The organism is Paenibacillus sp. P22 (assembly GCF_000469945.2).
Taxonomy (GTDB): Bacteria; Bacillota; Bacilli; order Paenibacillales; family Paenibacillaceae; genus Paenibacillus_O; species Paenibacillus_O humicus.
Genome location: NZ_CBRA020000254.1, coordinates 1 through 13,746, shown reverse-complemented (window position 1 = coordinate 13,746; position 13,746 = coordinate 1). Strand labels below are relative to the sequence as shown.

Here is a 13,746-nt window from a genome sequence, read left to right as displayed (position 1 = left end):
CTCGTCCTGCTCGCGCAGCGGCATGCTCCCATGCAGCTGGCGAAGCGCCGTGCCGTCAGGCAGACCGAGCCGCCGCAGCGCATCTCCCGTCCGCCGGATCTCGGCCATGCCCGGCAGGAAGACGAGCACGTCGCCTTCCTGCTTACGCAATGCCTCCAGGACGGCTGCGGCAGCATCCTGCTCCAGCCTGGAGCCGCTTCCTCGCGGCCGGTAGAACGTCTCGACCGGATATTGCCGCCCTTCGCTGAGAATGACCGGCGCCCCTCCCAGAAGCTCCGACACCTTCCCTGCCGCAAGCGTCGCCGACATGACGAGCAGCCTCAGATCTTCCCTCAGCAGGGAAGCCGATTGCAGGCATAGAGCAAGACCGAGATCGCTGCTGAGATGCCGCTCATGGAACTCGTCGAAGATGACGGCCCCGTAAGCCTCGAGAGCCGGATCCTCCTGCAGCATGCGCGTCAGCACGCCTTCCGTCACGACCTCGATTCGCGTGCCTGGACCGACCTTCGTCTCCAGCCTGACCCGGTAGCCGACCGTCTCCCCCGCGCTCTCTCCGAGCGAGCGCGCCATGTACGCCGCAGCCGAGCGGGCAGCCAGCCTGCGCGGCTCCAGCATGAGAAGCTTGCGCCCTTCCAGCCAGCCGCTCTTCAGCAAGGCGAGCGGAACGCGGGTCGTCTTGCCCGCTCCCGGCTGGGCGACCAGCACGGCACGCGTGCCGGAATCCAGCGCCTCCAGCAGCTCCGGCATGACTTCGTCTATGGGCAGTCTATCCACCTCTGCCATGGCATTCCCTCCGGTTTCTATCGATGTACGGACTCTACTCTACCACAACCGGCGCCTTCGGCGCCAAGCAGCCGGCTCGAACTTCTCTCCGCGATACGCGGCTGCTCCTGTAAACCGAGCATTTTGCGGATGTCAAGAAATCCTACCGTTCGCCGCACATGCCGCAGCGATTCCAATCAATGATTAAGAGCTTCGTTATGACGACCGGAAAAGCCGCCCCCAGCGGGACGGCTCCAAGTTCAAGACTTTCAACTTTCAGACTTTCAGACTTTCAGAACATCAAGACATAAACGCATCAAGACATCAAGACATCAAGATATCAAGATATCAAGGCTTCTTTAAGTATTCAAGAATTCAAACATTCAAAACACCCTGGCTTAACCATTTTTAAACTTCGAGATCGCCGTACCCGTTCGCTCGCCACAGCGTGTGCCGCTCAATTTTCAACTTTTGCCAACGCATTGTCCAACAGCTCTTGTCCTCGTTTCTGGATGTTCGCCGCTGCCTGCGAAGCGGTCTGGCTGCCCTGTACAGCGGCGGTGATTTCTTTGTTTTTCAGCTCTGCATAGGCATCGTCAAAATCCAGCATGCTGGTAGAATCCCAGCCTTTCGGAAGAGATGCGGCCTGCGGGTAAATGTAAGGCTTCAGCTCGAACAGCTTGTCCAACATCGAATCGCCCTTTAAGCCGGGATAGGAGGAGATCGGGACCGGCGGGTACCCCAGCTTGATTTTGGCCTTGGCAATATGCTCGCTGAGCATGAGCCGGATGATAGCCCATGCCGCCTTCTTGTGGTCGGACGTTCGCGGTATCGACATGATTTGGCCGGTGCTGATGAAAGTGCTGCGGCTCCGGTCCCTGGACAACACCGGCGGCGTCACCTCTCCGGTCTCAAAGCCGTATTTCTGGCCGCCGTAATTTTCGAAGGTCATCGCCGCCAGCCCTTTGGCGAAATGCTCTCCCGCCTCGACCGCTTCCTTATCGTACACCTTGACCCCGTTCACGACCTTGGACCGGTCTTCCTCGAGAGCGAAGGATCCGCTTCGGTACAGCTGGACGATCTTGTCGAGGACCAAGGCCAGCTCGGGAGCATTCCATAACAGCCTGGTACCATCCGCGCTTATATCGGACATGCCTTCGCTTTGAAGGTAAGAGCCGACCAGACTGGAAGGCGTATTAAAGATTCCCATGTGCAAGCCGCTCACTGTCTTGCCCCCGGATTTCATGCCATTGAAGCGGCCAGCCAGCTCGTACACCTCTTCGATGCTCATTCCGTCCCGAGGGGATTCGACTCCTGCCTTTGCGAACAGCTCCTTGTTGTAGCGAAGAACGCTGAATGTAACATCCGGCGAGAGTCCAAGCAGCTTGCCGCCTCCCTTCGCGCTCAGCATCTCGGGCATTCCGTCGTACAGGTCTTCCTTGCGGAGGCCGGACGCTTTCATGTAGGGAGCCAGATCCTCCAGCAGCTGCTTGTCGCCCAGCTGGGAATAAAAGTGATCCCATATGAGGAGAAGATCCGGCTTCTGCTCCTTCACGACCTGTTCGTACATCTCGGGCGTTACGGACCGCGTGTAATCGGGGTTCATCTCCACCAGCTCGATAGACAGGCCCGGATACGCCGCTTCGATGTAATCGCGGTACATCGTGTCGAATTGACTTTTGCTGTCGGCGACGATTTTGATGCTCTGGGATGTCGACAAGCCTGCAGTGGAGCTGCATCCAGCTATGACGCTGGAGCCGATCAAAGCGGCAATCAAGGAAGGGACCGCTAAAAAGCGTTTAGTCCTTGCCACGCGCGATCCCCTCCCTGAACAAATTCTTTTCCAGAGCCAGCAGATTCCTCGCGAGTACGTTATCAATCAGTCCCAGCGCGTCCTCGGAGGAAAGCTCGCCCTTTGCCCAGCGCTTCATCTGCTGCCCGTCCTCGGCCGATAGAATGCCAGGTAGTCGGCGCCTTCGTAAATAGGCAGACTGTTCTCGTTCAGCTTTTTTGAACCGCTCTCCATATAAAACGCCCTCCAGCGTTCCTCCGGCTGAGTCTTCATCGCTTCCTCGAATACCGGCAAGTCCATCCGATTGTCGGCATCCTTATCCGTTTTGGACAAGAACACCGCCGCCTTCACCAGCTCCCAAGCGGCGTCCTTGTTCACGCTTTTGGCATTAATGACGTAGATCTGGCTCATGTCCAGCAGGTCGGACGCGTTGACGGCGTTGATATGGAGTTCATAGGAAACGGTTTTCCAGTTCCGTTTGACAGGTTCGCTCTTGTTCCCGGCAACGGCAGGGCGCTCGGCCTCCGTTGAAGCGAGCTCCCTATAGAAGGACGTATCGCCGAACCGCATCGCCGCTTTCCCGCCGCCGAACAAGTCGTTCTGCACGACCTCGCTCATCGGAATGCCTTTCCTGCCGCTAAAATCCAAATCCGGAGAAGGAGCGATCCATCCTTCGCGGAAGCCCTCTGCAACCTGGTCGAACAGCGTGATCCACCCTTTGCCGGACAAAGCCGAGTATGAGGTCTGGAGCATGGGATCGCCTCCATAGAGCTGAAGGCCGCTTGCCTGACCAAGCCTCAGCGCCGTCTCGGCCGGATTGCCGCTATCCCTCGATTCCGTGACGAGTCCCGTCGTCCCGGTCCCCTCGAAACGCTTGGCGATGTCGAGAATTTCCTGCACCGTCGCTCCTTCCCTTGGAAGCTCCACTCCGTTCTTGGCGAACAGCTCCGGATTGACGAACAGCGCGCTGGAGCTGAATTCCCCCGCCAGCCCTTGAAGCTCTCCGCCTCCGATGGCCTTCAGAGCGTCCAGCACAGGCGCGTGCATATCGCTCAGATCAAGCTTGTCTTTGAGGATATAGGGCTCCAAAGGGACCACTCTCCCTTCCGCAGCCAGTTCCCTGTAAATGGCGGTCGGAACGACCAGCACATCCTCTCCTCTATCAAGGGCGTTCCGGTAGTCTGCCAAGCTCCTGCCCTTGCCGTCCCACTGACCGCTCATGCTTATGTCAACCGATGGATGCCGGATGATGAATTGGCGCTTCAGCGTTTCCGAATTCATGCTGCCGCCGCCAAACACCTTCAAGGTAAACTCCTTGTCCCCGAAGGCGTCGCCCGACAGCGCGCCGATCCCCTCCGCTTGCAGCGGCTGCCGGGACTCTCCGAATCTCCACAAGCCGACCATGAGCACAGCCGCAGCCGCCAGCGGCAGCACCCTCAGCCAGACCTTCCTGCTCTTCTTTTTCTCCATCGCGACCCGCTCCCTCACTTTGCGCTCAAGTTCCGAGGTGAACCCGTTCGCGACCGGCAAGGAGCCGGACAGCCGCTTCTCCCATTCGTTCATATCCACTCGCCCCCCACATTCAGAGCTTCGCTTGCCGTTACTTTGCGGTTCATGGCCGCCCGCGCCCGGTGAAGCCGTGATTTGACGGTTCCTTTGGCGACTCCGAGCAGCCCCGCCGTTTCTTCCATGGACATGCCGTAATGGCAGGTCAGAAGCAGCACCTCCCGCAGCTTCAGCGGAAGAGCGAGCACCGCCAGCCATACTTCCTCGTTTTGCAGCCGCTTGAAAAGCTCCTTTTCCGCCGATGGATGATGGCCGCCTGGCAGAAACTCCAGCAGCATGACCCTGCGGACCCAGGAGGAGCGCAGCTGGTCGAGCGCCGCATGCCGGGTAATCGTCAGAATCCACGTCTTGACCGAGCTCTGTCCCCTGAATTCGGGAAGCTTCTCGTACACTTTGAGAAAGACGTCTTGAGCGATATCGTCTGCCGAATCCCGGTTCCTCGTCAGCATGAGAGCGAAATTCCATACGTCCCTGCCGTAGGCCTTCATGAGCTGATCGAGGACGGAGCCGCGGTCGTAATCCGCCGCCGTGTATTGCAAATAATCGAAATCCAATGGGTTCACCTCGGTAAGTGGACGAGAAAGGAAAGGATAAGTTCCCTTTATTTTCTACTTCCATTATCATACCGGATGCGGGAGAAAAGGGGAGGAAAATGAAACAGGCTCCTTTCCGTAGGGGAAAGAAGCCTTTTGTCTGAACAACAGCTTGCAAATCTGGCCTTTTCAGCAACAACGTCTCCCTATGAGGATGCTTCTTTCCCGCGGAATGAGCCGAATCGGTTCTGCAGCCGGATTCAGTCGAACCAGCCCTTGCGCTTGAACCAGGCGAACATGCAGAGGGCGATCAGCCCCATCGCTCCAAGCACGACGAAATAGCCCACCCTGGTTTCGAGCTCCGGCATGTTGATGAAATTCATCCCGTACACTCCCGCGATGAAGGTCAGCGGCATGAAGATCGTCGTGATGACCGTGAGCGTCTTCATGATCCCGTTCATGCGGTTGGAGTTGTAGCTCATGAAGCTGTCGCGCAGATCGGCCGTCATCTCGCGGCAGGCTTCCAGCGTCTCGGCCTGCTTCAGCAGATGGTCGTAGATATCCAGATAGAACGCTTTGAAGTCCTTGAAGCTCGGGAGAGCTTCCGTGGAGGTGAGGCGGTAGAGCAGGTCCCTCATCGGCACGATCGTCTTGCGCAGCTTCAGCAGCTTGGCCCGTATCGTGAAAATCTCGTCCATGCCGGATTGCTTCAAGTAGCCGGAGCTGTTGAGATCGGCGTCAAGCAGCTGGTCTTCAATGCCGTATACGGCGGGAAAATAACGGTCGACCAGCTTGTCCGTCACGCTGTAGGCTGCCATCAGATGGCCTTTTCCGGGATGCTTCGGATGTACGGCGAGCGTCTCCCATGCCTCGTCGACTTCCTGCGACTGGGCGAAATGGAAGGTCACCGCAAAGTTCGATCCGAGAAACAGATTCACCTCATCGACATGCAGCGTCTCCGGAATCAGCGCATGCATGACAAAAAAGTGGACATCCTCGTAGTGGTCCACTTTGGGCCTTTGCAGCAGGTGGAGGCAATCCTCGATCGCCAGAGGGTGGAAGTGGAAGCGTTCGTCCAGCAAGGAAATCTCCTCCGCGTTCGGCCGGTCCATGTCCACCCAGTACCAGACGGCCTCCATCGCGTCAAGGTCGTTCAGGCCGATATTCTTATGCAATTTTTTTGCGACATCCATCGCCATGACTCGAATCATCTCTGTATTCCTTTCTATGCGAATCCCGCTTCGGGATCGATGCCTCCGTCTCCGGTCACGGCTGCCGTCTATCCCCGGCCGGCCTCCAGGATCAGCCGTTCCCGTTTCCGCTGCAGAGCGGACAGTTCCGACTCCTGACGAGTCCGGTCCCCGTCAAGCGAACGGTACAGGGCGCGGGTTTCGCCGAGCAGCTCGCGGGTACTTTCCCTGGAAGCCGCAAATTTGCTCTGCACGAACCAGTCCATCAGAAATCCGTCCAGCAAATAATCGCCCAGCCTGGCGCCGCTGCCGACCGGAATTCGGTACGCTTCTTCGCGCCCGAGATCCTTCAGCTCGGATTCCAGCCTTCTGGCCGCGCTGCGGGCCGCCCCGAGCGCTTCCTGGGCTTCGTCCATCCTCCGATGCTTGATATGCGTGGATATCATGCCTCCTCCAAGCATATCATAGGTGCCCCAGTTGGAAGCCGACTCGAGGCTCGAGAGCGCCTGCCCCAGCTTGCCGTTCAGATCGGAGCAGGCCGAACAGGCTTCCCGAAGCTCCGCCAGCAGGCTCGTTTTCCCGGCCAGCTCCGCATCCAGCCTGTCCAGCTCCTCCTTGACCTGCGGCAGGCGCAGCCGGACCAGCTCCTCCTTCTTTTGCTTCAGGACGGGAAGCATGCGGGTTGGGCCGATGTGCTCCGCCAGCCTTACGCCGACTTCCGAAAGCTCTGTTTGCAACCTGTCCAGCTGCTCCTTCGCTTCCTTCAAGCGGAACAGGGCCTCGTCCGCCTCCTGCCGCTCCAGCTCCAGCTGCTCTTCAAGCCCTCCCGTCAGCTTCAGCCATAACGCGCTCCAGCCAAGGCGGGACAGCTGCTCCACATCCTCATGCTCTTTGCGGCTGACATCCTCCAGTTCGAAAATCTTGCGCTCCATAGCGAAAATATCCTGGCGCAGCTTGTCCCTGCGCCTCTCGTTGAAGGCCAGCATGGCTTCGGCGCGCTCCGCTTCCTCCAGCTGCATCGTCAAGCTGCGGAGCTCGCTGTCCGTTCCCGCCTCAGGCAGGCTGTTAGGATCTGCGCTCTTATCGGTCATTGTTCCCGCTTCCCCCTCCGGCATTCCCGCCTTGTCCGCCTGATCGCCCCCAGGCCGTTACGGCTAAGAATGAATGTTTCTATGAATGGCATTGTCCTGATTCCCTATGTACGCGAGACTATGCTCCCTATCTCCCTTTTCTTGCACGGCGGATTTCATTCCTTACCATTTGTGCGGCCTCCGCAGCTAATGCTATTATACCAAGCATAATCGGAATTGGCCGCCTTAATTGACGGCACAAGCCATCAAGGCAAGGAGAAGTGAAAGATATGGCTGTCACAATCGGAAGATTCGCTCCGACCCCGTCGGGACTCATGCATCTTGGCAATGCAAGGACCGCGCTCCTGGCATGGCTGCAAATAAGAGCCGCAGGAGGAACGTTCATCCTGCGGATGGAGGATATCGACGGCCCCCGCTCCAGATCCGAATACGCGGAAGCAGCGCTCGCGGATCTGCGCTGGCTCGGCATCGACTGGGACGAAGGCCCGGACATCGGCGGCGCCCGCGGCCCGTACACGCAGAGCGAGCGGCTTCCTCTCTATCGGGAAGCTCTGGACAGGCTGGCGGCTCAGGGAAGGCTCTACCCTTGCTTTTGCAGCCGCGCGGAGCTCGCCGCCGTCGCCAGCGCCCCTCATGGCCTCTCGTCGGAAGGCCCCGCCTATCCGGGAACATGCAGGCATCTTGGCGAGACGGAGAGGCAGGAGCGCGGCAAGGCCAAAGAGCCCTCGCTGCGGCTGGCCGTCGATTCTGCGCGTGTCGTATCCTTCGACGACTTGGCCGCCGGACATCAGCATACGGCGCCGGGCGCAGGAGGCGACTTTGTCGTCCGGCGGGCGGACGGCATCTTCAGCTACCAGCTGGCCGTAACGGTGGACGATGCCCTGATGGGCGTGACGGATGTGCTGCGCGGCAGCGATCTGCTGGACTCCACTCCCCGCCAGCTGCTGCTCTATGAAGCGCTCGGCTTCGCCCCTCCCCGGTTCGCCCATGTTCCGCTGCTGATGGGACCGGACGGCAAGCGGCTGGCCAAGCGCCATGGCGGCATCTCCCTGTCCGCCATCCGGGAAACGGGCGCCCGGCCGGAAGCGGCCGTTGGCCTGCTCGCCTACTGGAGCGGCCTGCTTGACCGCCCGGAAGCCGTCGCTGCCCGCGAGCTGGCGCCGGCCTTCCGCCTGGAGCATGTCCCCGCGGCGCCTGTTGTCGTGCGCGAGGAGGACTTGCGGCTGATTGCAATTCCGTAACTGTACTTGCGGTCTCATGACTCTGCATAAGGATGAAGGAACCAACCATGCGGCGAATCGTTCGCTAAGCCTGCTCCGGAAGCTCCACAGGCAGGACGACAGCCCCTTTTTCAAACCGCTTCCGCAGAGCCTGCCGCCAATCCGATCCGAGAGCTTCCACGGCAAGCACCCGCTCCGCCTTGGCGCTCCAGTCCGGAGAACGGTCGTAGAAAACATCGAACGCTTCCTTCACCGTCACCTGCAACGGATGCCGCTGCAGCTCGACCGCGTTGCCGGCCTCGACCGCGCCTTCTTCCAGCACCCGCAGGTAATACCCCCCATACCCGGTTTCCTTCACCCATAGAGGAAGCTTGGGCTGCTTCAGCCACGCTCCCAGCTTGTAGCAGGGCTGGCGGGGCTCCGTCACCTCCAGCAGGGCGGCTCCGATGCGCAGCTTGTCCCCGATGCACACGATTTCTTCATGCAGGCCGGCCACGGTCAAATTCTCTCCGAACAGTCCCGGCCTGCGTTCGATTCCGAGCTTCTCTTCCCAATACGGATAACGGTCGGCCGAGAACATGAGCACCGCCTTGTCCGGACCTCCGTGGACGGAAGGCTCCGCCTGGGAGTCGCCGTCGACTTGGCGGAAGCGAACCGTCACCGGGCCGGAGCGCGGCGTCTTGTTGATGGCGGATAAGACCGAGCGCCCTTTGAAATCGAGACGCTGCGGCCGGCCTGTCTGGATGGAGATGAGATATCCCGCCTCGTGCTCTTTTTCCATGCCGCTTCCTCCTTCCCAAAAGGGAGTTGTATATCGCTGGACGGACGTACCTGCTCCAAACCGAATGATATTACCCCTGAAAGTCAGGGTCCAATCGGCCTCCTCCGCCTCAGCGGTTCGACAGCAGCCGGCGGATGCCTCCAGACAGCCGCAGCGAATTGGCGACGACGGTCACCGAGCTGAGCGCCATCGCGGCGCCGGCCATCCACGGCTCCAGCAGGCCGAGCGCAGCCACGGGGACCATGACGGCATTGTAGAGAAACGCGAACGCCAGATTCTGCCGGATATTGCGCACCGTCAGCCGGCTGACTCCGATGGCGTCCCGAATGCCGGTCAAACTCGGCCTCAGCAGCGTAATATGCCCGGCGTCAAGAGCGGCGTCCGTGCCGTCGCCCATGGCGAATCCAGCGTCGGAGGCTGCCAAGGCCGGAGCATCGTTCCAGCCGTCGCCCGCCATGGCCACGACGCGTCCCTGCTTCTGGAGCGAGCGGATCAGCTCCAGCTTGCCTTCCGGAAGCATGCCGGACTTCACCTTGCGGATGCCGGCTTCGCGCGCGGCGGCGGCGGCGGGACCCGGGGCTGTCTCCGGTAGCGAGCACCAGCTCCAGACCTTCCTGCCGCAGCGCTTCGACGGCACGCGCCGAGGATGGACGGAGCCGGTCGCCGAGCGCGATGGCCCCGATGCCATGCGCCGTCCAGCGAGACGAACAGCACCGTCTCTCCGGACTCCTCGCGCGCCTGGGCGAACGAGGCGGCTTCCCCCCATGCCCTTCCATCGCTCCTGCGCTGCGAGCTGCCTGCCCCCGATGGCGGCCCGTCCTTCCGAACATGTCGCCGCCGCCCCGAACCCGGGCCATTCGAGAGCCTGCTCCACGGCCGGAATGACGATCCCCCGCTTGCGCGCTTCCCCGCGGATGGACAGGGCATAAGGATGCCGCGAGTCTCCTTCTGCCGCGGCGGCCAGGCGCAGCACGGCAGCCGGGCCGAATCCGGAAGCGGGAGCGTGGACGGCCGTCACGCCGGGACGCCCTTCCGTAAGCGTGCCGGTCTTGTCCAGCAGGACGGTATCCAGCTGGGCCAGCCGTTCCAGCGCTCCCGCCTCCTTCAGCACGATCCCTTGGCGGGCCAGCTTGCCGGATGCGATGACCAGAGAGATCGGCGTCGCGAGTCCAAGCGCGCAAGGACAGGCTACGAGCAGCACCGACAGCGAGCTCAGCATCGCGCTGCGCAGGCTGTCGCTGCTTCCGGAGAGAAGCCAGCCTGCGAACGTGAGCGCGGCAAGCAGAAGCATGACGGGAACGAACCGGGCCGACCAGGCGTCCACCTTCTTCTGAATTCCCGTCTTCGCTGCCTGGGCTTGGCGGAGCAGCGCGCCGATCCGGCTGAGCATCGTGCCTTCTCCGGTCTTCTCCGTCCGGATCCGCAGCGTATCGCCGCGATTGAACGTGCCTGCCCATACGAGGCTTCCCGGAAGCTTGGGCACCGGGCGGCTCTCCCCCGTGAGCAGCGACTCGTCCGCTTCCGATTGGCCGCCGGTTACGATGCCGTCCACCGGAATCAATTCGCCGGGACCGACAAGCACGATATCCCCGTCGCGGACGCTTTCGGCCGGAATGCGGCTGATTTCATCCGCTCTTTGGACCGTAACGTCCCGCGAGGCCAGCTTGGCATATCCGTCGCTTTCGCGAAGCGCCCTGGCGCTGGAGCGGGATTCCATGTATTTGCCCAACAGCACCGCCGTAATGACGATGGCCCCGGTGTCGAAGTAAACGGGCAGCAGGGCTCCATGCCCTCCGCCTGAGCTGGCAGCGCCATGGATTCCCTGGCTAAAGACGATATAGTGGCTGTACAGATACGCCGACGACGTCCCGATCACGACCAGAACGTCCATATTGGCCGTCCGTTCGCGGAGCGCGCTCCAGGCGTTGAGGTAAAAAGGAAGCCCGATCCATAGCTGGATGATGGTCGCCAAAGCAAGCTGGACCCATGCATGGCTCACCAGCGCCGGAACCGGAACGCCTTCCAGCCAGTTGTAATGCGATACCATCGCCCATAAGAGCGGAATGGACAGCAGCAGCGACAGCACCGAGCGGTTCCGCAATTCGGCCATTTCCTTCATATGGCTTGTCCGGTCGCCCGGCTCGGATGTTGCGAAGCCAAGCTGGCGGACTCTTTCTTTGATGGCATCCGGCTGCTGCCTGCCGGCCTCATACCGGATCCAGGCCATCCGGGATGCATAGCTGACGGAAGCTTCCGTCACTCCTTCCATCTTGGCCAGCGCCCGCTCGATCCTTGCCGCGCAGGCGGTGCAGCTCATGCCCTGGATGCCGAGGTCCAGCGCAGCCGTCGTTAATTCGTTCATCCCGGCGCTCCTCCCTTGCCGATAGCTAGATTCATAGAACCGTCCCTATCAACTATATGGCTGCCGCCGGTCCTTCATTCCATTCCGATTCAGTATTTGCGAGGCTGCTGCCGATATAGGTTCTAGCTCTGCTTGCGAATTCCATGCAGAAGTCCATATACGCGCCCCCATTCAACCCGGATGAGCGAGCCTCGAGGAGTAAGACAATGAACGAACAGCTTCCCTATTCCAATCAAGTGCTGACGATCGCCACCACCCGCAGACAATACGCGGCTGCGATTTCGGCGACTTTGCTGCTGCTTCTCATCTCGGCGGCAGCACTTCCCTTCGGCGACCTCTCCTTGTCGGTCGTCAAGCCCTTCCTGCCCGCCTTCATCGCCTGGTTCCTGTTCGGAGACCTGCTCACCGCCCATCTGCTCTACAGCCAGTACAGGGCCATCGGCAACCTCTCGATTCTTATTCTGGCCTGCACGTACCTGTTCACGGCCCTCATCATGATTCCCTATATCCTGACCTATCCCGGCGTCTTCACGGAAAAGGGAATGCTGTCCGCCGGTTCCCAGACTTCTTCCTGGCTGTGGGTATGCTGGCATGCAGGCTTTCCTGCCGGCATCATCTCCTATCTGCTCGCCGACCGCTGGGAGAAGCGGCCCGTCGAATTCAGCCGCAATGCGCTGTGGGCTTTCATGCTGACCTGCGGCATTCTCATCCTCGTCGCGGCCGCCGCTGTCGTAACGACATCAGCCCATGACAGCCTGCCGGTGCTCGTGGAGCAGGACAAGTTCAATCATCTCACGAACGCTGTCATCAAGCCGCTCATGCTCGGGCTGAACTTCGTCGCTCTGGTCATGCTCGTAGGGATGAAAAAAGGAAAAACCGTCCTCAGCCTCTGGCTGAGCGTCGCCCTCCTGGCGTTTCTGATGGACATCGTCGTCTCCTTGCCCGCCGGCTCCAGGTATACGTTCGGCTGGTACATGTCCAGATTCAACTCGCTCGTGTCCGCCTTCGTCCTCATTTGCGCCATCATCTACGAGGTCAACCGCCTCTATGTCCGGCTCGTCAAGCAGCAGAAGGACCTGGTCGAATCCCGGGAAGAGCTTCGCGCCATGAACGAGCAGCTGACGCAGCTCACCAACCTGGACGGACTGACGGGCATCTCGAACCGCCGCAGATTCGACGAGCTGCTCGAAGGCATGCTCGAGGAATCCAGCCTCAAGGGGCATCCGTTCTCGCTGCTGCTGCTGGATATCGATTTCTTCAAGCTGTACAACGACCGGTACGGCCATCAGAAGGGAGATCTTGTCCTGAAGAAGGTCGCCCAGCTGATCGACGGCTGCCTCCAGGACGGCAAAGGTGTCGCCGCAAGGTACGGAGGCGAGGAATTCGCCGTCCTGCTTCCATACGCCGACCGAGCGGGAGCTCTCGGCATGGCGCATGCGATTCTGGAGGCCATCCAGGCCGCAGATATTCCTCATGAAACGTCTCTCGCCGCTCCCCGCGTCACCGCAAGCATCGGTAGCTCCACGAACCAACGCGGAGAAGCTTGGAGCCGCGAGGAGATGATTTCCCGTGCGGACAGGGCCCTGTACAAATCCAAGGCCGCAGGCCGCAATCGCGCAGCCGCTGCGGAAGAGGAATGATACCAAAGAAAAAAAGGCCTTTCCCGGCGACCGGGAAAGGCCTTTTTCATCGGTTTCTATCCGCCTTGGACGATGCTTCCGTTCCAGGCCAGCATCCCGCCCTGCACGTTGACGACATCGTAGCCGAGCGCCTGCAAGTATTGACATGCCCGGCCGCTGCGTCCGCCGCTGCGGCAGATCAGCAGAAGCGGTCCTTCCCCGTCAAGCTCGCCGAGGCTGTCCGGCAGGCGGGAGAGCGCGACATGCCGACGCGTTGGTTTTTTTGTTTTTTTGAAAGGATACTTGATAAGTTTTCTGATTTGACCATCAATGTTTCAGAGGGGGAAAGAAAGACTGCCCTTCATCATAAGGTCACTTCTCCTAAAAAGTCTATACTAATTTATAACGGAATCAAGGAAACGAAAAGGGAGATCACGCCTGACCATCGTTCATTTATCGTAGGCACAACAGCTAGGTTAGAACCTCAAAAGGATCCGTGGACATTTTTCTATATAGCTAAAGATATAGTAAGTAGGTTTGAAAACGTCAAGTTCGTTTATGTTGGTGATGGCAGTATGCGAAACGAAATAGAAGCTGAGATCAATAAGCATAATCTCCAAGGTAGGATAATACTTACTGGATTTCAAAAAAATCCATTAGATTTTGTTCAAACATTTAATATTTATTTAATTACATCACTTTATGAAGGAATGCCTTATTCGGTATTGGAAGCTCTTAATTTTGGTCTTCCCTTGGTGGCTACTAATGTCATAGGCAATAATGAGGTTGTTGAAAATGGTTATAACGGCTTCTTGTTTGAGAAAAAGAAA

13 protein-coding genes are annotated in these 13,746 nt (G+C 59.6%); 3 read left to right on the top strand and 10 right to left on the bottom strand.

What is annotated here, in order from left to right; all coding sequences use genetic code 11:
• The 7 genes from BN871_RS24950 to BN871_RS24925 all read right to left on the bottom strand — a co-directional run.
• Nucleotides 1-783: DEAD/DEAH box helicase (locus BN871_RS24950; protein WP_048749752.1), on the bottom strand; the 783-nt coding region annotated here is incomplete at its 3' end.
• Nucleotides 784-1,219: 436 nt separating this feature from the next.
• Nucleotides 1,220-2,575, bottom strand: coding sequence for an ABC transporter substrate-binding protein (locus tag BN871_RS24945; RefSeq protein WP_157053910.1), 1,356 nt, complete (start codon nt 2,573-2,575; stop codon nt 1,220-1,222).
• Nucleotides 2,562-2,693: a hypothetical protein gene (locus BN871_RS29795; RefSeq protein ID WP_021881175.1), complete on the bottom strand. Its 132-nt coding sequence runs from the start codon at nt 2,691-2,693 to the stop codon at nt 2,562-2,564. The genes BN871_RS24945 and BN871_RS29795 overlap by 14 nt, the downstream gene beginning before the upstream one ends.
• On the bottom strand, nt 2,690-4,117 hold the full coding sequence (locus tag BN871_RS24940; RefSeq protein ID WP_048749748.1) for an ABC transporter substrate-binding protein: 1,428 nt from the start codon (nt 4,115-4,117) through the stop codon (nt 2,690-2,692). The genes BN871_RS29795 and BN871_RS24940 overlap by 4 nt, the downstream gene beginning before the upstream one ends.
• The gene (locus BN871_RS24935; RefSeq protein WP_048749746.1) at nt 4,114-4,674 is read right to left on the bottom strand and encodes an RNA polymerase sigma factor; all 561 of its coding nucleotides are present in this window, start codon (nt 4,672-4,674) and stop codon (nt 4,114-4,116) included. The genes BN871_RS24940 and BN871_RS24935 overlap by 4 nt, the downstream gene beginning before the upstream one ends.
• A 239-nt stretch (nt 4,675-4,913) precedes the next feature.
• Entirely contained in the window at nt 4,914-5,864 is a 951-nt protein-coding gene (gene corA, locus BN871_RS24930) for a magnesium/cobalt transporter CorA (protein ID WP_048749744.1), read from the bottom strand.
• Between the two features lie 68 nt (nt 5,865-5,932).
• The gene (locus tag BN871_RS24925; protein ID WP_157060390.1) at nt 5,933-6,934 is read right to left on the bottom strand and encodes a hypothetical protein; all 1,002 of its coding nucleotides are present in this window, start codon (nt 6,932-6,934) and stop codon (nt 5,933-5,935) included.
• Nucleotides 6,935-7,203: 269 nt separating this feature from the next.
• On the opposite strand from BN871_RS24925, the gene gluQRS reads away from it, so the two are divergent.
• Nucleotides 7,204-8,175: a tRNA glutamyl-Q(34) synthetase GluQRS gene (gene gluQRS, locus BN871_RS24920; protein ID WP_048749740.1), complete on the top strand. Its 972-nt coding sequence runs from the start codon at nt 7,204-7,206 to the stop codon at nt 8,173-8,175.
• 64 nt (nt 8,176-8,239) lie between these two features.
• On the opposite strand, the gene BN871_RS24915 is transcribed toward gluQRS, so the two are convergent.
• Both BN871_RS24915 and BN871_RS24910 read right to left on the bottom strand, forming a co-directional pair.
• Complete coding sequence (locus tag BN871_RS24915) at nt 8,240-8,935, bottom strand: MOSC domain-containing protein (protein WP_048749738.1); 696 nt, start codon at nt 8,933-8,935, stop codon at nt 8,240-8,242.
• A 109-nt stretch (nt 8,936-9,044) separates the two neighbouring features.
• Nucleotides 9,045-11,297 carry a cation-translocating P-type ATPase gene (locus BN871_RS24910; protein WP_048749737.1) on the bottom strand — a complete coding sequence of 751 codons (2,253 nt, stop codon included), beginning with the start codon at nt 11,295-11,297 and terminating at the stop codon, nt 9,045-9,047.
• A 206-nt stretch (nt 11,298-11,503) separates the two neighbouring features.
• Between BN871_RS24910 and BN871_RS24905 the strand changes: the two genes are divergently transcribed.
• On the top strand, nt 11,504-12,937 hold the full coding sequence (locus BN871_RS24905; RefSeq protein WP_048749735.1) for a GGDEF domain-containing protein: 1,434 nt from the start codon (nt 11,504-11,506) through the stop codon (nt 12,935-12,937).
• Between the two features lie 56 nt (nt 12,938-12,993).
• Here BN871_RS24905 and BN871_RS29490 read toward each other — a convergent pair whose 3' ends face one another.
• Entirely contained in the window at nt 12,994-13,164 is a 171-nt protein-coding gene (locus BN871_RS29490; RefSeq protein ID WP_332310250.1) for a rhodanese-like domain-containing protein, read from the bottom strand.
• Nucleotides 13,165-13,179: 15 nt separating this feature from the next.
• Here BN871_RS29490 and BN871_RS24900 point away from each other — a divergent pair.
• Nucleotides 13,180-13,746: glycosyltransferase (locus BN871_RS24900; protein ID WP_232313342.1), on the top strand; the 567-nt coding region annotated here is incomplete at its 3' end.

Bases quoted from the DNA above. Each gene is read 5' to 3' on its own strand.
- BN871_RS29795 (WP_021881175.1), bottom strand. From the start codon at position 2,693: ATGAAGCGCTGGGCAAAGGGCGAGCTTTCCTCCGAGGACGCGCTGGGA.
- BN871_RS24940 (WP_048749748.1), bottom strand. From the start codon at position 4,117: ATGAACGAATGGGAGAAGCGGCTGTCCGGCTCCTTGCCGGTCGCGAAC.
- corA (WP_048749744.1), bottom strand. From the start codon at position 5,864: ATGATTCGAGTCATGGCGATGGATGTCGCAAAAAAATTGCATAAGAAT.
- BN871_RS24925 (WP_157060390.1), bottom strand. From the start codon at position 6,934: ATGACCGATAAGAGCGCAGATCCTAACAGCCTGCCTGAGGCGGGAACG.
- gluQRS (WP_048749740.1), top strand. From the start codon at position 7,204: ATGGCTGTCACAATCGGAAGATTCGCTCCGACCCCGTCGGGACTCATG.
- BN871_RS24915 (WP_048749738.1), bottom strand. From the start codon at position 8,935: ATGGAAAAAGAGCACGAGGCGGGATATCTCATCTCCATCCAGACAGGC.
- BN871_RS24910 (WP_048749737.1), bottom strand. From the start codon at position 11,297: ATGAACGAATTAACGACGGCTGCGCTGGACCTCGGCATCCAGGGCATG.
- BN871_RS24905 (WP_048749735.1), top strand. From the start codon at position 11,504: ATGAACGAACAGCTTCCCTATTCCAATCAAGTGCTGACGATCGCCACC.